We start from the raw sequence: 16,560 nt of genomic DNA, 5'->3' as shown, positions 1-16,560 counted from the left end.
CTCACAGCAGTCCTACGGCGGTGTCCACGGCGGCGGCCACGTCGCCGTCCGCCGGGTACAGCAGCGAGCGGCCGACGACCAGGCCGCGCACGGTGGGCAGGCGCAGCGCGTCGCGCCATTTCGCGTACGCGGCGGCCTGGCCCTCGGGCGAGTCGCCGATGTCGCCGCCGAGGAGGACGGCGGGCAGCGTGGAGGTCTCCATCACCCGGGCCATCTCGTCGGGGTCCTCGGTGACCGGCACCTTCAGCCAGGTGTAGGCGGAGGAGCCGCCGAGACCGGAGGCGATGGCGATGGACCGGGTGACGGCCTCGGCGGACAGGTCGTTGCGCAGCCTTCCCTCGGGGGTGCGGCGGCTGATGAACGGCTCCACGAAGACCGGCAGCCGGCGCGCGGCCATCTCGTCGATGACACGGGCGGTGGACTCCAGCGTGGTCAGCGAGCCGGGGTCGTCGTAGTCGATGCGCAGCAGCAGCTTGCCGGCGTCGAAGCCGAGGCGCCGGATGTCCTCGGGCCGGTGGCCGGTGAACCGGTCGTCCAGCTCGAAGCTGGCGCCCTGGAGTCCGCCGCGGTTCATGGACCCCATGACCACCTTGTGGTCGAGGGCGCCGAGCAGGAGCAGGTCGTCCAGGATGTCGGCGGTGGCGAGCACCCCGTCCACCCCGGGCCGGGACAGCGCCAGGCACAGCCGCTCCAGCAGGTCGGCGCGGTTGGCCATGGCGAGCCTGCGGTCGCCGACGCCGAGCGCGCCGCGGGCCGGGTGGTCGGCGGCGATGATCATCAGCCGTCCGTCGCCGTTCAGCAGCGGGCGCCGGGCCCGGCGGGCCGCGGCCTCGGCGATCGCCTCGGGGTGGTGGGTACGGACCCGGACCAGCTCGGCGATGTCGACGCGGGGGCGGCCGGAGCCGGGGCGGGGTCCGGCGAGGCCCTCGGGTGCGGTTCCGGAGCCGCCCTCGGTGTGGGTGCCTGCGACCCGGCCGGCCCTCATCGCACCGCTCCGGCGGCGAGCGCGGCGGCCACCTCGTCCGGGGTGGGCATCGCGGAGGAGCACTCCAGGCGGGAGGCGACGATGGCGCCTGCCGCGTTGGCGTGCCGCATGACCGTCTCCAGGTCCCAGCCGGCGAGCAGCCCGTGGCAGAGGGAGCCGCCGAAGGCGTCCCCGGCGCCGAGTCCGTTGAGGACGGTGACGGGCAGCGGCGGAACCTCGGCGGACTCGCCCGAACTGCTGACGGCGAGGACGCCCTTGGGCCCCTGTTTGACGACGGCGATCTCGACGCCCGCGTCCAGCAGCGCGCGGGCGGCGGCATGCGGCTCGCGCACCCCGGTGGCGACCTCCACCTCGTCCAGGTTCCCCACGGCGACGGTGGTGTGCTTCAGCGCCTCGGCGTAGAAGGGGCGGGCGGTGTCCGGGTCCTGCCAGAACATGGGCCGCCAGTCGAGGTCGAAGACCGTCGTCCCCGACTTCGCCCGGTGGGCGAGGGCCGCGAGGGTCGCCGTACGGCTGGGCTCCTCGCTCAGGCCGGTGCCGGTGACCCAGAAGATCCGGGCCTCCCGGATCGTGTCCAGGTCCAGCTCGTGGGCGTCGATCTCCAGGTCGGGCGCCTTGGGCTGCCGATAGAAATAGAGCGGGAAGTCGTCGGGCGGGAAGACCTCGCAGAAGGTGACCGGGGTCGGCAGTCCGGGGACCGGTGTGACCCAGCGGTCGTCGACGCCGAAGCCGCGCAGCGCCTCGTGCAGATAGGCGCCGAACGGGTCGTCGCCGGTGCGGGTGATGACGGCGGTGCGTCGGCCGAGGCGGGCCGCGGCGACCGCGACATTGGTCGCCGACCCGCCGAGGAACTTGCCGAAGGACGACACCTGGGCGAGCGGTACACCGGTTTGCAGCGGATAGAGGTCCACTCCGATCCGCCCCATGGTGATCAGGTCGTACGCCATCGGCTTCCCTTCGTCACGACTCTCCCCGGTGTTGTAGTCCGCGGCGCCGAGCCCTGTCAATGTTTTGTCCGGACATTCGGACTACCTCGTGTCACAAATGCCGCGTTCGTGTCACAGGTGTCGCGTGAACGCCGGTCCTGTGTCACACCCGCTCTACAGGCCCTTCCTCCTGATCACTCTGCGTCGTTCACCCGGCGCAGGCTGGTGATCGCCAGCGCAGCGCCCGGCTCCCCCGACGGCCGTCCCCGGCCGCCGCCGCGGCGCGCGCAGGGAGGTGCAACTCATGACCGACCGAAGGCTCTGGTCCTACAAGGAGATCGCGGCGCACATCCGGGTGCAGCCGGACACCGTGCGGTCCTACCGCAAGCATGGACTGCTCCCCCCGCCCGACCATGTGGAGGGCGGCAAGCCCTACTGGTACGACGACACCGTCCGCGCCTGGGTCGCCTCCCGCCCGGGCAACCGCCGCCGCGACTGAGACCGGCCGGGAGGCAACCGCGGAAAACCCCTTCGTGCCCCACCTCCGCGTGGGGCACAGTGCTGATCATGGACTTCACCGTCAAACCCGTGCTCACCGGCGAGCGGACCGTGCTGCGCCCCTTCACGGCGGACGACGCCGACGCGATGTGGGAGATCATCGGCGACCCCGAGGTGCTCCGCTTCACCTACGAGCCGTCCACCGAGCTGACCCTGGACATGGTGCGTTCCTGGTACGCAACGCGCAGTGCCCAGCCCGACCGGCTGGACCTCGCGGTCACCGATGCCGCGACGGGCGAGCTGCTCGGCGAGGTCGTGCTGCACGAGGTGGATCCGCACAGCCGCAACTGCACCTTCCGCACCCTGCTCGGGCCGCGCGGCCGGGGCCGGGGCGTGGGTACCGAGGCCACCCGGCTCATCGTCGGCCATGCCTTCGAACAGCTCGGCCTGCACCGGGTCCAGCTGGAGGTCTACGCCCACAACACCCGGGCCCGCCGCGTCTACGAGAAGGTCGGCTTCGTGACCGAGGGCGTGCGCCGCGAGTTCGCGCTGCGGGACGGCGAGTGGGCCGACGAGGTGATGATGGCCGTCCTCGCCCCGGAATGGGCGACCCATCGGGGCCACCCCGAGCATGCCACTGGCTAGTTGCGGCGCCAGGGTTCGATGACCGTCACGCCGGGGGCCGGGGTGGTGTCCATCGTCGCGAGGGCGGCCGGGGCCGCGTCGAGAGGGATCGCGGAGGTCACCAGGAGGTCCGGGCGCAGCACCCCGGTGCGGACCAGGTCGAGCATGCCGGGATAGCCGTGGGCGGCCATGCCGTGACTGCCGAGGAGTTCGAGTTCCAGGGCTATGGCGCGGGCCATCGGGACCGGGGTGGTGCCGTCGGCCGAGGGCAGCAGACCGACCTGGACATGCCGGCCGCGGCGGCGCAGGGAGGCGACCGAGGCGGCACAGGTGACCGGTGATCCCAGGGCGTCCAGGGAGAGGTGGGCGCCGCCGCCGGTCAGCTCCCGGACGGCGGCGGCCGGATCGGCCACGCCGGTGGCGTCCACGCACTGTGCCGCCCCGAACTTTCGCGCCAGCTCCAGGGCGCCGGGCGCTATGTCGACGGCGATCACCCGCGCCCCCGCGGCCGCCGCGATCATCACGGCGGACAGTCCGACGCCGCCGCAGCCGTGCACCGCGACCCACTCCCCCGCCGCGACCCGGCCCTGCTGCACCACCGCGCGGAAGGCTGTGGCGAACCGGCAGCCGAGCGCGGCGGCCGTGCCGTAGGCCATGTCGTCGGGGAGGGCGACCAGGTTGACGTCGGCGTGGTCCAGCGCGACGTACTCGGCGAAGGAGCCCCAGTGGTGGAAGCCGGGCTGGGTCTGCCGCTCGCACACCTGCTGGTCGCCGGCCGCGCAGGCCGGGCAGGTGCCGCAGGCGCAGACGAACGGCACGGTGACCCGGTCGCCGGGGCGCCATCCGGTCACCCGCCCGCCCACTGCCTCGACCACACCGGCCAGCTCGTGACCGGGCACGTGCGGCAGGGTGATGTCCGGGTCGTGACCCATCCAGCCGTGCCAGTCGCTGCGGCAGAGGCCGGTGGCCTCCACGCGGACGACCACTCCGTGAGCGGCGGGTTCCGGGTCGGGTACCTGCCGTACCTCGGGCTGCTCGCCGTAGCGGTCGAAGACGACTGCGCGCATCGGGGTGTGCTCCTTTCGGGGGCCTGCCGCGAAGGTTAGAGGGTCCGGGGGCCTCCGGTCCTGGGGGTCAGTTCGCGAGCGTCGCGGCTGGTCGTACCGCTCCCCGCGGCCTCCTGGGGTGCCTCCTCCGGCGGCGGCGCGGAGTCGCCCTCGCTCATTCCGAAGCGGTCGTGGAAGCGGCGCAGCGCCGGGGGTGCCCACCAGGTGGCGCGGCCGGTGAGGCGCATGACGGCCGGGACCAGGAGGCTGCGGACGACCATGGCGTCCATCAGGACCGCCAGGGCGATGCCGAGGCCGAGCATCTTGGTGTTGGTGACCCGGGAGGTGCCGATGGCCACCATCACCACCGCGAGGATGACCGCCGCCGCGGTGATCAGCCCGCCCGTGCGCCTCAGTCCGTGGCGCACGGCCGACTCGTGGTCGCCCGTGCGGTCGTACTCCTCCTTGATGCGGGAGAGCAGGAAGACGCCGTAGTCCATGGAGAGGCCGAAGGCCACGCAGAACATCAGCACGGGCAGGGTGGTCTCGATGGAGCCGGAGCTGGTGAAGCCGAGCGGGCCGGAGAGATGGCCGTCCTGGAAGACCCAGACCACCGCGCCGAACATGGCCGTCAGGCTGAGCGCGTTGAGCACCACGGCCTGCACGGGTATGAGCACGCTTCCGGTGAGCAGGAAGACCAGCAGGAGGGTGACGACCGCGATGAACACGGCGGCCCAGGGCAGGCGTGCCGCTATCGCGTGCTTGGTGTCGACCAGGACGGCCGCGGTGCCGGTGACCTCGGTGGTGAAGGGGGCGGGCAGCGCACGCACCTCGCCGACCAGGCGCTGGGCCGCGTCGCCCACGGCCTCGCCCTTCGGCTGCACGGTGAAGTAGGCGGAGTCGCCCTTGACCAGCGGCCCGTCGACGCGGGTGACCTCGGGCAGCCGGGCCAGCCGCTCCTTGTAGGCGGCGTACTGGGAGCGGGTGGCGCCGCCTTCGGCGAGGACCTCCAGGCCGCCGCCGGGGCTGCCCGGGAAGCCTTCGCGCAGGTGCTGCTGGACCACATGGGACTCGGCGGTCGACGGCAGCTGGCGGTCGTCGGCGGTGCCGAACCGCACGCCGAGGAAGGGCAGTCCGAGCGTCACCAGCAGCACGGTGGTGCCGAGCGCGAAGAGCGGGGCGCGGCGCATCACGAGGTCCGCCGCGCGCGCCCAGCCGGCGCCCTCGCCGGAACCCGGCTGCCGGTTGCGCCGCAGCAGCCGGCGCAGGTCGAGGGAGTTGACCCGGTGGCCGAGCAGGACCAGCGCGGCCGGCAGCAGGATGAGGGCGGCGGCCGCGGCGAGCAGCACCACGGCGATGCCGGCGTAGGCGAAGGAGCGCAGGAAGTACTGCGGGAAGACCATCATGGCGGCCAGGGAGACGGCGACCGTGAGGGCGGAGAAGAGCACGGTGCGGCCGGCGGTGCGCAGTGTCGTGCCCACCGCGGTCGTCGGGTCGGCGCCGGTGGAGAGTTCCTCCCGGTAGCGCCGGACGATGAACAGGGCGTAGTCGATGGCGAGGCCGAGCCCGAGGGCCGTGGTGAGGTTGAGCGCGAAGACCGAGACGTCGGTGATGCTGGTCAGGCCGCGCAGCACGGCGTTGGTGCCGAGGATGGCGACGATGCCGATCCCCAGCGGCAGCAGGGCGGCGATGGCGCTGCCGAAGACCATCACGAGCAGGATCAGCGTGATCGGCAGGGCGATCAGCTCGGCCCGGGCGAGGTCCTCCTTGATGACCGTCTGCATCTCGTGCCGCACCGCGACGATGCCGCCGATCCGCACCCGGACCGGGCCGTGGGTGCCGCGGTAGCGGGGGGCGATGCGGTCCAGGGTCCGGGCCATCGCGTTCTCGTCGCCGGTGACGCGGGCGGCGATCAGCGCCTCGTGGCCGTCCTCGGCGCGCAGGGCGGGTGATCCGCTCTGCCAGTAGGAGCCGACGCCGGTCACGCCCCGCTCGGCCGCCAGCCGGCCGGTCAGGGTGCGGGCCTCGGCGGCCACCTGCGGGTCGTCGACCGAGGAGCGGCCCGCGTCGAGCAGGAGCAGCAGGTTGGGCTGGGAGGCGGGGAACTCCCGCTCCAGCGCCTTGGTGGCGTAGGTCGACTCGGCGGCCGGGTCCTCCCAGCCGCCGCTGCCGAGCCGGTCCGCGACCCCGCTGCCGGCCAGCACGGCGAGCACGGTGAGCACCAGGGCGGCCAGCAGGGACAGGCGTGGCCGGGCGGTGACGAACCGGGTGTAGCGGCCGGGCCCGGGTGGCGCCTGGCGGGCGCGCGGTGGCGTGTTGACTTCGGTCATCGTGCGGTGTCCCCTTCACCGTGACCTGCGTGGCCGTGTGCGAGCACGGCAGCATGGATCAGCCGTTGCCATAGACTGGCAAACACGAGAGATCGCTCGCGTTTCTCCAGAATGCGAGTGGCCGCTCGTGTTTGTCAATGACCTTCTGGAGAGCTGGGGATCACGCGTGCCCGACACCTCGGTCGACACCCCGGAGAACCCGGACAAGGAGCAGCCGCGCCGCCGCCAGGCCCGGGGTGAGCGCCGTATCGCACAGCTGCTCGAAGCCGCCGCCCGGGTCTTCTGCACCACGGGCTACACCGCCGCCAGCACCAACGCCATCGCCCGCGAGGCCGGCGTCTCGCCGGGCACGCTCTACCAGTTCTTCCCGAACAAGGAAGCGATCGCGGTGGAGCTGGGCAGCCGGCTCATGCACGAGATGCGGGACACCTACGGCGAGGCCCTGGCCCCGGTCGACCCGACGACCCCGCTGGAGGAGGCCATCGGCTCCGCGGTGGATCGGTTCATCGCCTTCAACACCGAGCACCCGGTGTTCTTCGCGCTGATGCACGGCCCCGACCTTCCCGGCGGGATCACCGAGGCGCACGACCAGCTGCACACCACCCTGATCGCCCGTATCGAGGGCCTGCTCGCCTCCCTCCTGCCCGAGGCGCCCGCGGCCGACGTCACCCGCACGGCACACGTCTGCCTCGGCGTCTACAAGGCGGGCCTGGAACTCGCCCTGGTCCACGAGGGCGCCGAGCGGGCCGCCTATGTCCAGGAGATCAAGAAGGTGCTGATCCGCTATCTGGAGCCCCTGGTGGGCGACCGGCTCGCGGGTACCCAAGCTGCGCGGCCCGGCGAAGCGTCGAGGAATACCCCCTAGGGGTATACTCTTGGGTAGAGGGGAACCTCTCCGGAGGTCCCAGCGGTCCCACACGCCTCGACGAGGAGAACGAATGAGCGCCCAGACCGACACCCCGGGCTCCGTCACCACCGTCTACAAGGTGACCGGCATGAGCTGCGGCCACTGCGAGGGGTCCATCTCCGGGGAGATCTCCCAGATCCCCGGCGTCACCTCGGTGAAGGCCGTCGCGGCGACCGGCGAGGTGACCGTCGTCTCCACCGCCCCGCTGGACGACGCGGACGTGCGCGCCGCCGTGGACGAGGCCGGCTTCGAGCTGGCCGGCAAGGCCTGAGAACGGCCCGCGAACACCCCTTTCACTCCCCGACCGGGCCGCGCCGACCAGCTCATACTGGATCCGTACGGCCCGGTCCGATGTCTGGAGTCCGGACATGACCAGCACCACCGCGGAAACCGCCGCGCAGACCACCCCCACCTCCGAGGTGGAGCTGCTGATCGGCGGCATGACCTGCGCTTCCTGCGCCGCCCGGGTGGAGAAGAAGCTCAACCGGATGGACGGCGTCAGCGCCACCGTCAACTTCGCCACCGAGAAGGCCAAGGTCTCCTACGGCGGTGACGTCCAGGTCGCCGACCTGATCGCCACCGTGGAGAAGACCGGGTACACCGCCGAGCAGCCCCCGCCCCCGCGGCCCGCACCCGAACCCGGCGCCGAGACCCCGGGCACCCCCGAAGAGGACCCGGAACTCGCCGACGCCCGCCGGCGGCTGCTCGTCTCCGCGCTGCTCGCCGCGCCGGTCGTGCTGCTCGCGATGATCCCCGCGCTCCAGTTCGACAACTGGCAGTGGCTCTCGCTGACGCTCGCCGCGCCGGTCGTCGTCTGGGGCGGCGCCCCCTTCCACCGGGCCGCCTGGACCAACCTGCGGCACGGCGCCGCGACGATGGACACCCTGGTCTCGGTCGGCACCCTGGCCGCGTTCGGCTGGTCGCTGTGGGCGCTGTTCTTCGGTGACGCGGGCATGCCCGGCATGCACGACGAGTTCCGCCTCACCGTCTCGCGCATGGACGGCGCCTCCACCATCTACCTGGAGGTCGCCTCCGGTGTCGTCGCGCTGATCCTGCTCGGCCGCTTCCTGGAGGCCCGCTCCAAGCGGCGCGCCGGAGCCGCCCTGAAGGCCCTGATGGAACTGGGCGCCAAGGACGTGGCGGTGCTGCGCGACGGGCGCGAGGTCCGGGTGCCGGTGTCCGCCCTGGCCGTGGGCGACCGGTTCGTCGTACGACCCGGCGAGAAGATCGCCACCGACGGCACCGTGGTCGACGGCGTCTCCGCGGTGGACGCGTCCATGCTGACCGGCGAGTCGGTGCCGGTGGACGTCGGTCCCGGCGACCGGGTCACCGGCGCCACCGTCAACGCCGGCGGCCGGCTGGTGGTGGAGGCCGCCCGGGTCGGCGCCGACACCCAGCTCGCCCGGATGGCCCGGCTGGTCGAGGACGCGCAGAACGGCAAGGCCGAGGTGCAGCGCCTCGCCGACCGGGTCTCCGCCGTCTTCGTCCCGGTCGTCATCCTCATCGCGGTCGCCACCTTCGGCGTCTGGCTCGGCGTGACCGGGGACGCGGTCGCCGCGTTCACGGCCGCCGTCGCCGTACTGATCATCGCCTGCCCCTGCGCGCTCGGCCTCGCCACGCCGACCGCGCTCATGGTCGGCACCGGCCGCGGCGCCCAGCTGGGGATCCTCATCAAGGGCCCCGAGGTGCTGGAGTCCACGCGCCGCGTCGACACCGTGGTCCTCGACAAGACCGGCACCGTCACCACCGGCCGGATGACCCTCCAGGCGGTGTACGCCGCCGAGGGCGAGGACGAGAAGGAGCTGCTGCGGCTCGCCGGCGCCCTGGAGCACGCCTCCGAGCACCCGGTCGCCCGGGCCGTCGCCGCGGGCGCCGAGGAGCGCGCCGGAAGCCTCCCCGAGGCCGAGAACTTCGAGAACGTCCCCGGGCGCGGCGTACGCGGGCGCGTGGAGGGCCGCGAGGTGGCCGTGGGGCGGCTCTACGACGAGGTGCCGGAGGATCTGGCCCGCGCGGCCCGGCAGGCCGAGGAAGAGGGCCGTACGGCGGTCCTGGCCGGCTGGGACGGGCGGGCACGCGGTGTCCTCGCGGTCGCCGACGCGGTCAAGGAGACCAGCGCCGAGGCGGTGCGCGAGCTGCGCGCGCTGGGGCTCACGCCGGTGCTGCTCACCGGGGACAACCGGACGGTCGCCGAGGCGGTCGCGTCGAGCGTCGGCATCGACGCCGGGAACGTCTTCGCCGAGGTGCTGCCCGAGGACAAGGTGGACGTCGTACGGCGGCTCCAGCGCGAGGGGCGGACCGTGGCCATGGTCGGCGACGGCGTCAACGACGCGGCCGCCCTCGCCACCGCCGATCTGGGTCTCGCCATGGGCACCGGCACGGACGCGGCGATCGAGGCCGGCGACCTGACCCTGGTGCGCGGCGACCTGCGGGTGGCCGCGGACGCCATCCGGCTCTCCCGGCGGACGCTGGCCACCATCAAGGGCAACCTGGTGTGGGCCTTCGGCTACAACGTGGCCGCGCTGCCGCTGGCCGCGGCGGGGCTGCTCAACCCGATGATCGCGGGGGCGGCGATGGCCTTCTCCTCGGTGTTCGTGGTGACGAACAGCCTGCGCCTGCGCCGCTTCCGATGAAGCGGATGTGAGAGTCCCCCTGGAGTCCGCCGCGAGCCTCACATAAGCTCTTCACAAGGCTCGCGCATCATCCTTACGCTTGGGTCCCGATCCGCGTATCGGGGCTCTTGCGTAGCTAAAGGACATATGCAAGAGACGCAGATCACAGTGATGTGAATGTAACCATCGAAGGGGTTCGAAGGTCTAAGTTGGCGATGTCGGATCAGCGTCTTGGGGGGCGCCGACCGGCATCTGGGGATGTCTTGGGGGACTTCTCCAGATAGGGGGTACCTCCCTGCTCGAACGGAGTTGAGAGCTTGGGGGAGCGTTGCCGGGACACGTACATCGGGAAGCTTTGAGCGGCCCTCCCTCGTGCGCTGTCCCGGCAGATCGCAACACCGCATCACTGGAGTGGGACGAGTTCTGCTCGTTCTGCTCAGACAGCGATTTCAGGCGCTGTCCTCTCCGAGCGCCCGGCCGGATCCCGTGGGGGGAATCCGCACCGGGACATGGGAAGGCGCCCTGGACGTCGGCCCGTGGGGGGACCGGCGCCAGGGCGCCTTCTGCTATGCGCTTGCGCTCTTGTACGCGGTGACCGGCACAGGGTGCCACCGAAGCGGCACCCCTCACCAGCAGGTGTCAGCGCTCTTCGACCGGCACGAAGTCGCGCTCGACGACGCCCGTGTAGATCTGGCGCGGGCGGCCGATGCGGGAGCCCGGCTCCTTGATCATCTCGGTCCACTGGGCGATCCAGCCCGGCAGCCGGCCGAGGGCGAACAGGACCGTGAACATCTCGGTCGGGAAGCCCATGGCCCGGTAGATCAGGCCGGTGTAGAAGTCCACGTTCGGGTAGAGGCTGCGCGAGACGAAGTAGTCGTCGGAGAGCGCGTGCTCCTCCAGCTTGAGCGCGATGTCCAGCAGCTCGTCGGACTTGCCGAGGGCGGAGAGGACGTCGTGCGCGGCAGCCTTGATGATCTTGGCGCGCGGGTCGAAGTTCTTGTAGACCCGGTGGCCGAAGCCCATCAGGCGGACGCCGTCCTCCTTGTTCTTCACCTTGCGGATGAAGGCGTCGACATCGCCGCCGCTCTCCTGGATGCCCTCCAGCATCTCCAGGACGGACTGGTTGGCGCCGCCGTGCAGGGGGCCCCACAGGGCGGAGATGCCGGCCGAGATCGACGCGAACATGTTCGCCTGCGACGAGCCGACCAGACGGACCGTGGAGGTCGAGCAGTTCTGCTCGTGGTCCGCGTGCAGGATCAGCAGCTTGTCCAGCGCGGAGACGACGACCGGGTCCAGCTCGTACTCGTCGGCCGGGACCGAGAAGGTCATGCGCAGGAAGTTCTCGACGTAGCCGAGGTCGTTGCGCGGGTAGACGAACGGGTGACCGATCGACTTCTTGTACGCGTACGCCGCGATCGTCGGCAGCTTCGCGAGCAGCCGGATCGTGGAGAGGTTGCGCTGCTTCTCGTCGAACGGGTTGTGGCTGTCCTGGTAGAAGGTGGACAGCGCGGAGACGACCGAGGACAGCATGGCCATCGGGTGGGCGTCGCGCGGGAAGCCCTTGTAGAAGTTCTTGACGTCCTCGTGCAGCAGGGTGTGCCGCGTGATGTCGTTCTTGAACGTCGTCAGCTCGTCGACGGTCGGCAGCTCACCGTTGATCAGCAGGTACGCCACCTCGAGGAAGGTGGAACGCTCGGCCAGCTGCTCGATGGGGTAGCCGCGGTAGCGGAGGATGCCCGCCTCGCCGTCGAGGTAGGTGACAGCGGATTTGTAGGCGGCCGTGTTGCCGTACCCGCTGTCCAGGGTCACCAGACCGGTCTGGGCGCGGAGCTTCCCGATGTCGAAGCCCTTGTCGCCGACGGTGCTGTCGACCACCGGGTAGGTGTACTCGCCGTCGCCGTACCGCAGTACTACAGAGTTGTCGCTCACGTCTTCCCTCACCGACGTAGTGCCTCATCTTCGAGGTGCCCTGACTGTCTCTACCATCCCCCATTTGGCTCAGGAGAGTGCACTCGGGGTCGACCATTGGGCCTATTGGCGGCACTCAGTGCCGCCAACTTGCCCATCCTGCCCCCTCGGAGGGGCATCTGGAAGGGCTCTGTGACCTTCGTGACTCATTTGATCGATCATTTTTCGCGATCGGCCCCTCCGAGCCGGAAATCCAGCGCTGTACAGCGCCGTCCGGCCGACACCGTGCGCACCGCCTGCCCGATCGCCTTGCGTGAACCGACGAGGACCACCAGCCGCTTGGCCCGGGTGACCGCCGTGTAGAGGAGGTTCCGCTGGAGCATCATCCATGCCCCGGTGGTGACGGGAATCACCACCGCGGGATATTCACTCCCCTGCGAGCGGTGGATGGTCACCGCGTACGCATGGGCCAGTTCGTCCAGTTCGTCGAATTCGTACGGAACCTCCTCGTCCTCGTCCGTCAGCACCGTCAGGCGCTGGTCGACCGGGTCGAGCGAGGTGACGACGCCCACGGTGCCGTTGAAGACACCGTTCTTCCCTTTCTCGTAATTGTTGCGAATCTGCGTCACCTTGTCGCCGGTCCGGAAGACCCGGCCGCCGAACCGCTTCTCGGGCAGGTCGGGCCGTCCGGGTGTGATGGCCTGCTGCAACAGTCCGTTGAGCGCGCCCGCCCCGGCCGGCCCCCGGTGCATCGGCGTGAGCACCTGCACGTCCCGGCGCGGATCGAGCCCGAATCTGGCCGGAATTCGCCGCGCGGCCACGTCCACCGCGAGTCGCCCGGCCTCCTCCGTGTCGTCCTCGACGAAGAGGAAGAAGTCCTTCAGGCCGTCGGTGAGCGGATGCTGCCCGGCGTTGATCCGGTGCGCGTTGGTGACGACGCCGGACTGCTGGGCCTGCCGGAACACCCGGGTGAGCCGGACGGCGGGCACCGGGCTGCCCTCGGCGAGCAGATCGCGCAGCACCTCGCCGGCCCCCACGCTGGGCAGCTGGTCCACATCGCCGACGAAGAGCAGATGCGCCCCCGGCGGTACGGCCTTCACCAGCTTGTTGGCGAGCAGCAGATCCAGCATGGACGCCTCGTCCACCACCACCAGGTCGGCGTCCAGCGGCCGGTCCCGGTCGTAGGCCGCGTCCCCGCCGGGCTTCAGCTCCAGCAGCCGGTGCACGGTGGACGCCTCGGCCCCGGTCAGCTCGGCGAGCCGCTTGGCGGCCCGGCCGGTCGGCGCGGCCAGCAGCACCTTGGCCCGCTTGGCCCGGGCCAGCTCCACGATCGAGCGCACGGTGAAGGACTTGCCGCAGCCGGGTCCGCCGGTCAGCACGGCCACCTTCTCGGTCAGCGCGAGCCTGACCGCGGCCTCCTGCTCCGGGGCGAGATCGGCCCCGGTACGGCCCTTCAGCCACCCGAGCGCCTTGTCCCAGTCCACGTCCCTGAACCCCGGCATCCGGTCCTCGCCGGTCCTCAGGAGCCGCAGCAGCTGGGCCGAGAGGGAGACCTCGGCGCGGTGGAAGGGGACGAGGTAGACGGCCGTGACCGGCTCCCCCGCATCCCCTTCCGGGCCGGGGACCTTCTCCCGCACGACCCCCGGGTCGGCCCCTTCCTCCGGGGGCTCGGCCAGCTCGGCGAGACACTCGATGACCAGCCCGGTGTCCACCTGGAGGAGTTTCACCGCGTCGGCGATCAGCCGCTCCTCCGGCAGGAAGCAGTGGCCCTGGTCGGCGGACTGGGACAGCGCGTACTGAAGGCCGGCCTTGACCCGCTCCGGGCTGTCGTGCGGGATGCCGACCGACTGGGCGATCTTGTCGGCGGTCAGGAAGCCGATGCCCCAGACGTCGGCGGCCAGCCGGTACGGGTGCTCCCTGACGACGGAGATCGACGCGTCCCCGTACTTCTTGTAGATCCGTACGGCGATGGAGGTCGACACCTCGACGGTCTGGAGGAAGAGCATCACCTCCTTGATCGCCTTCTGTTCCTCCCAGGCCTCGGCGATCTTCTTCGTCCGCTTCGGGCCGAGCCCCGGGACCTCGATCAGCCGCTTCGGCTCCTCCTCGATGATCCGCAGCGTGTCCAGCCCGAAGTGCTGCGTGATCCGGTCGGCGAAGACCGGCCCGATGCCCTTGACCAGCCCCGACCCGAGATAGCGCCGGATGCCCTGGACGGTCGCGGGCAGCAGGGTCGTGTAGTTCTCGACGTGGAACTGTTTGCCGTACTGCGGGTGCGAGCCCCAGCGGCCCTCCATCCGCAGCGACTCCCCCACCTGGGCGCCGAGCAGCGCACCGACGACCGTGAGGAGGTCGCCCGCGCCTCTGCCGGTGTCGACCCGGGCGACCGTGTAGCCGTTCTCCTCGTTGGCGTACGTGATCCGCTCCAGCACGCCTTCGAGCACGGCGAGCCGCCGCTCGGCCGTGGGGTTCCCCGCCTGATTGGACATGATCCGACGGTACCGGCGGGGTCTGACAGCGGGCACTGTTACTGTGCGTACTCGTGTACGAACCCAACAGGCGAGACCGGACCGAGGAGTTCCACGCCCGCATCGCGTCGGCCGTGGCAGGCACGCCGTACCGGCTGCACCGGACCGGGACCGGCTTCGAGCTGACGGCGGACGTCCCCGGCCCGGACCGCCAGACCCACACCTACCGCGTCGAACTGCGCCCGCAGGAGCTGGCGTTCACGATGACGGACGTCGTCCGGACCTCCGCGCGCGAGTCGGGGCTGTTCGGCGCGGGCCGGGAGAGGTCCGTGTCCGTCGGCCGCAGCGTCTACATCGCCAAGAGCCGGGCCCTGGACGGCTCCGGCCGCTGGGAGACCTTCCGGTCCGCCGACGGCCACCGGCTGATCCGGGGCGCGGCCGGGGAGCTGGGCTGGCACGAGCTGAGGCCCGCGAGCGCGAAGGCCGCCAAGATCGCCGGCCTCCTCGGCGGCGCCGTCGCCCTGGCCGTCCTGATCGCCCTCGCCGCGGTGTTCCTGGCGCGGGGCTGAGGCGGCACGCCGAGGGGTGCGGCTCCGGCTCCCTCGGCCTACGGCTGCTTCTTCAGGGCTTCGAGGAAGGTGGTGAAGGCGGGGCGGGGGAAGGTGAGGGTGGCTCGGGCGGGGGCTTTCGAGTCGCGGATGGATGTGTGGGTGGGGGTGGTGGCTATTTCGACGCAGTCGTCGCCGTCGCCGCCGGAAGAGTAGGACGACTTTCGCCAGTTCTCGGGGGTCATGGGGTACCTCACAGCTCCTTCGCCAGCCTCCGGATGAGATCGCGCGACCGATCCGGCTCAAGCCCGTCCTCATCGTCATCACCCAGAGCAGTACGACCGCCAAGTGGGCCTCCCGGCCCATCCGGTTCGGCTTCCGGGACTGGCACTCGCTGACGGTACGACCCCTGGTGCTCGGCCCGGACAACGTTCCCGTCATCGCGGACGAGCGGGAGGCCGAACGCGATGTCCCCCTAGCGGTGCTCTCGGCGATGACACACGGGCGTGGCGCGCAGGCCCCGGCCATACTGGAAGCCCTGGCATCCGCCCTGCGGACCATCGACCCCGACAGTGCCGCAGTCTTCGTGCAGTTCGTGGACTCATGCCTGGCCGACCCCCAGGCGAAGCAGATGTGGAGGGACCTGATGACGGCGATCCAGTACTTCTGGCGACACCCCCTCGCGGAACAGGTGCGGGAAGAGGGGCGAGAGCAGGGGATGGAGCAGGGGCGCGTCCAGGAACGTCAGGAGATGACGCTCCGCATCCTGGAGTGGCGCGGCATCCCCGTCCCCGACGCCGTCCGCGACCGCGTCACCACCTGCACCGACCTCGACCAGCTCGAACTCTGGGCCCAGCGCGCCCTACACGCCACGGACGCCGCACACCTCTTCGCCAACCAGGCCGACCAGTAGGCCGCCGCCCCGGAACGATCATTGCCAACGTCTGGGAATTCATGACCCACCCCTTGTTGACCTGGGCATTCAGGCGGGGTTGGCTCTCCTCGGTCCGGGCGTGTGGCCGGGCGGGGAGAGGGAGGGCCTGATGGCCGGCATGGATGGCAGCGGGCTGGTCAGAGTCACGGAGTTCCAGCGTGCTCTCGCGACGACCACGGCGGTGGCCAGCGTGGTGTCCGTGGGGCTGCTGTGCGCGCTCGTCGGTACCTCGCAGCAGGACGAGGCGCTGGCCGCGGGAGCCGTCGCCGTCACCCTCGTGACCCTCGTCCTCGTTCCGCTGTCGCTCCGCCTGCCCACCCGTGTGCGCCGCCAGTACGCAGAGGCGGCACCGATCGAGCACGCCGGCCAGGCGCCCGGCGGGCAGCAGTCCGCGGCACGGCCGGCGTTCCGGAGCGCGGTCTGGATCGCCGTGCTGATGAGCGGCTGGATGACGGCCATCGGACTGACTTCGCACCAGGTGACGGTCCCGGTGCTGCTGCTGCCGGTGGCCGTCTCGGGGTGGCTGCGGGCCAGGGCCACCGCGCGCTGGGAACAGGAGCACGCCGCCGCGCTGTGGCAGCGCGCCCCGCGCTGGGGCGGGATCCGCGTCTCCTTCTACCGGGGTGCCCTCGGCTCCGCGCAGCCCGGCAGCTGAGCCCACGGGCCCCGAGCCCGGAGGCACCCGAGGTCACGATCCGGTTGCGGGTGGTGGTTGAGGGCTTGATTACTTGCCGTGTAATCGATTCCAATCCTCCGTACAGCAGGGATGTAATCGAT

The 16,560-nt window shown here is 71.3% G+C and carries 14 protein-coding genes and 1 pseudogene; 8 read left to right on the top strand and 7 right to left on the bottom strand.

Annotation, left to right across the window (positions count from 1 at the left end; genetic code table 11):
* Window position 1: 1 nt before the first annotated feature.
* Window positions 2–880 (bottom strand): Cgl0159 family (beta/alpha)8-fold protein, encoded by an 879-nt coding sequence (locus ACWCV9_RS16000; protein ID WP_450787365.1) that lies wholly within the window; start codon window positions 878–880, stop codon window positions 2–4.
* A gap of 101 nt (window positions 881–981) precedes the next feature.
* The gene (iolC, locus tag ACWCV9_RS15995) at window positions 982–1,932 is read right to left on the bottom strand and encodes a 5-dehydro-2-deoxygluconokinase (protein WP_450787129.1); all 951 of its coding nucleotides are present in this window, start codon (window positions 1,930–1,932) and stop codon (window positions 982–984) included.
* A gap of 283 nt (window positions 1,933–2,215) precedes the next feature.
* On the opposite strand from iolC, the gene ACWCV9_RS15990 reads away from it, so the two are divergent.
* Together ACWCV9_RS15990 and ACWCV9_RS15985 are read left to right on the top strand one after the other, a co-directional pair.
* Window positions 2,216–2,410: a helix-turn-helix transcriptional regulator gene (locus tag ACWCV9_RS15990; RefSeq protein WP_385843835.1), complete on the top strand. Its 195-nt coding sequence runs from the start codon at window positions 2,216–2,218 to the stop codon at window positions 2,408–2,410.
* Window positions 2,411–2,478: 68 nt separating this feature from the next.
* The gene (locus tag ACWCV9_RS15985) at window positions 2,479–3,054 is read left to right on the top strand and encodes a GNAT family N-acetyltransferase (protein WP_450787128.1); all 576 of its coding nucleotides are present in this window, start codon (window positions 2,479–2,481) and stop codon (window positions 3,052–3,054) included.
* Here the strand turns inward: ACWCV9_RS15985 and ACWCV9_RS15980 are convergent.
* Together ACWCV9_RS15980 and ACWCV9_RS15975 are read right to left on the bottom strand one after the other, a co-directional pair.
* Window positions 3,051–4,100 carry a zinc-dependent alcohol dehydrogenase family protein gene (locus tag ACWCV9_RS15980; RefSeq protein ID WP_450787126.1) on the bottom strand — a complete coding sequence of 350 codons (1,050 nt, stop codon included), beginning with the start codon at window positions 4,098–4,100 and terminating at the stop codon, window positions 3,051–3,053. The two genes, ACWCV9_RS15985 and ACWCV9_RS15980, sit on opposite strands and share 4 nt — an antisense overlap.
* 35 nt (window positions 4,101–4,135) lie before the next feature.
* Window positions 4,136–6,409 (bottom strand): MMPL family transporter, encoded by a 2,274-nt coding sequence (locus ACWCV9_RS15975; protein ID WP_450787125.1) that lies wholly within the window; start codon window positions 6,407–6,409, stop codon window positions 4,136–4,138.
* Between the two features lie 166 nt (window positions 6,410–6,575).
* Between ACWCV9_RS15975 and ACWCV9_RS15970 the strand changes: the two genes are divergently transcribed.
* The 3 genes from ACWCV9_RS15970 to ACWCV9_RS15960 all read left to right on the top strand — a co-directional run bounded on the left by ACWCV9_RS15970 (window position 6,576) and on the right by ACWCV9_RS15960 (window position 9,946).
* Window positions 6,576–7,274, top strand: a complete 699-nt coding sequence (locus ACWCV9_RS15970; RefSeq protein ID WP_450787124.1) for a TetR/AcrR family transcriptional regulator — start codon at window positions 6,576–6,578, stop codon at window positions 7,272–7,274.
* Between the two features lie 73 nt (window positions 7,275–7,347).
* Window positions 7,348–7,587, top strand: coding sequence for a heavy-metal-associated domain-containing protein (locus tag ACWCV9_RS15965; protein WP_450787122.1), 240 nt, complete (start codon window positions 7,348–7,350; stop codon window positions 7,585–7,587).
* 97 nt (window positions 7,588–7,684) lie between these two features.
* A complete protein-coding gene (locus ACWCV9_RS15960; protein WP_450787120.1) occupies window positions 7,685–9,946 on the top strand; it encodes a heavy metal translocating P-type ATPase in 2,262 nt (753 codons plus the stop codon).
* Between the two features lie 618 nt (window positions 9,947–10,564).
* Here ACWCV9_RS15960 and ACWCV9_RS15955 read toward each other — a convergent pair.
* Together ACWCV9_RS15955 and recD2 are read right to left on the bottom strand one after the other, a co-directional pair.
* Window positions 10,565–11,854 carry a citrate synthase gene (locus tag ACWCV9_RS15955; RefSeq protein ID WP_450787119.1) on the bottom strand — a complete coding sequence of 430 codons (1,290 nt, stop codon included), beginning with the start codon at window positions 11,852–11,854 and terminating at the stop codon, window positions 10,565–10,567.
* A 197-nt stretch (window positions 11,855–12,051) separates the two neighbouring features.
* Window positions 12,052–14,322: an SF1B family DNA helicase RecD2 gene (gene recD2 / locus ACWCV9_RS15950; protein ID WP_450787118.1), complete on the bottom strand. Its 2,271-nt coding sequence runs from the start codon at window positions 14,320–14,322 to the stop codon at window positions 12,052–12,054.
* Window positions 14,323–14,375: 53 nt separating this feature from the next.
* On the opposite strand from recD2, the gene ACWCV9_RS15945 reads away from it, so the two are divergent.
* On the top strand, window positions 14,376–14,870 hold the full coding sequence (locus ACWCV9_RS15945) for a hypothetical protein (RefSeq protein ID WP_450787116.1): 495 nt from the start codon (window positions 14,376–14,378) through the stop codon (window positions 14,868–14,870).
* A 38-nt stretch (window positions 14,871–14,908) separates the two neighbouring features.
* Here ACWCV9_RS15945 and ACWCV9_RS15940 read toward each other — a convergent pair whose 3' ends face one another.
* Entirely contained in the window at window positions 14,909–15,094 is a 186-nt protein-coding gene (locus ACWCV9_RS15940; RefSeq protein WP_450787114.1) for a DUF397 domain-containing protein, read from the bottom strand.
* A gap of 53 nt (window positions 15,095–15,147) precedes the next feature.
* On the opposite strand from ACWCV9_RS15940, the pseudogene ACWCV9_RS15935 reads away from it, so the two are divergent.
* Window positions 15,148–15,762 (top strand): annotated as a pseudogene (locus ACWCV9_RS15935) (hypothetical protein); the annotation flags it as partial.
* Between the two features lie 130 nt (window positions 15,763–15,892).
* The gene (locus ACWCV9_RS15930; protein ID WP_450787113.1) at window positions 15,893–16,438 is read left to right on the top strand and encodes a hypothetical protein; all 546 of its coding nucleotides are present in this window, start codon (window positions 15,893–15,895) and stop codon (window positions 16,436–16,438) included.
* Window positions 16,439–16,560 lie beyond the last annotated feature (122 nt).

The sequence above is a fragment of the Streptomyces sp. NPDC001606 genome (assembly GCF_053596835.1).
This window is presented reverse-complemented; position numbering and strand designations above follow the sequence as displayed.

Coding starts and splice junctions, on each gene's coding strand:
- ACWCV9_RS15965 (WP_450787122.1), top strand. CDS start 7,348: ATGAGCGCCCAGACCGACACCCCGGGCTCCGTCACCACCGTCTACAAG.
- ACWCV9_RS15975 (WP_450787125.1), bottom strand. CDS start 6,409: ATGACCGAAGTCAACACGCCACCGCGCGCCCGCCAGGCGCCACCCGGG.
- iolC (WP_450787129.1), bottom strand. CDS start 1,932: ATGGCGTACGACCTGATCACCATGGGGCGGATCGGAGTGGACCTCTAT.
- ACWCV9_RS15960 (WP_450787120.1), top strand. CDS start 7,685: ATGACCAGCACCACCGCGGAAACCGCCGCGCAGACCACCCCCACCTCC.
- ACWCV9_RS15940 (WP_450787114.1), bottom strand. CDS start 15,094: ATGACCCCCGAGAACTGGCGAAAGTCGTCCTACTCTTCCGGCGGCGAC.
- ACWCV9_RS15980 (WP_450787126.1), bottom strand. CDS start 4,100: ATGCGCGCAGTCGTCTTCGACCGCTACGGCGAGCAGCCCGAGGTACGG.
- ACWCV9_RS15990 (WP_385843835.1), top strand. CDS start 2,216: ATGACCGACCGAAGGCTCTGGTCCTACAAGGAGATCGCGGCGCACATC.
- ACWCV9_RS15930 (WP_450787113.1), top strand. CDS start 15,893: ATGGCCGGCATGGATGGCAGCGGGCTGGTCAGAGTCACGGAGTTCCAG.
- ACWCV9_RS15985 (WP_450787128.1), top strand. CDS start 2,479: ATGGACTTCACCGTCAAACCCGTGCTCACCGGCGAGCGGACCGTGCTG.
- recD2 (WP_450787118.1), bottom strand. CDS start 14,322: ATGTCCAATCAGGCGGGGAACCCCACGGCCGAGCGGCGGCTCGCCGTG.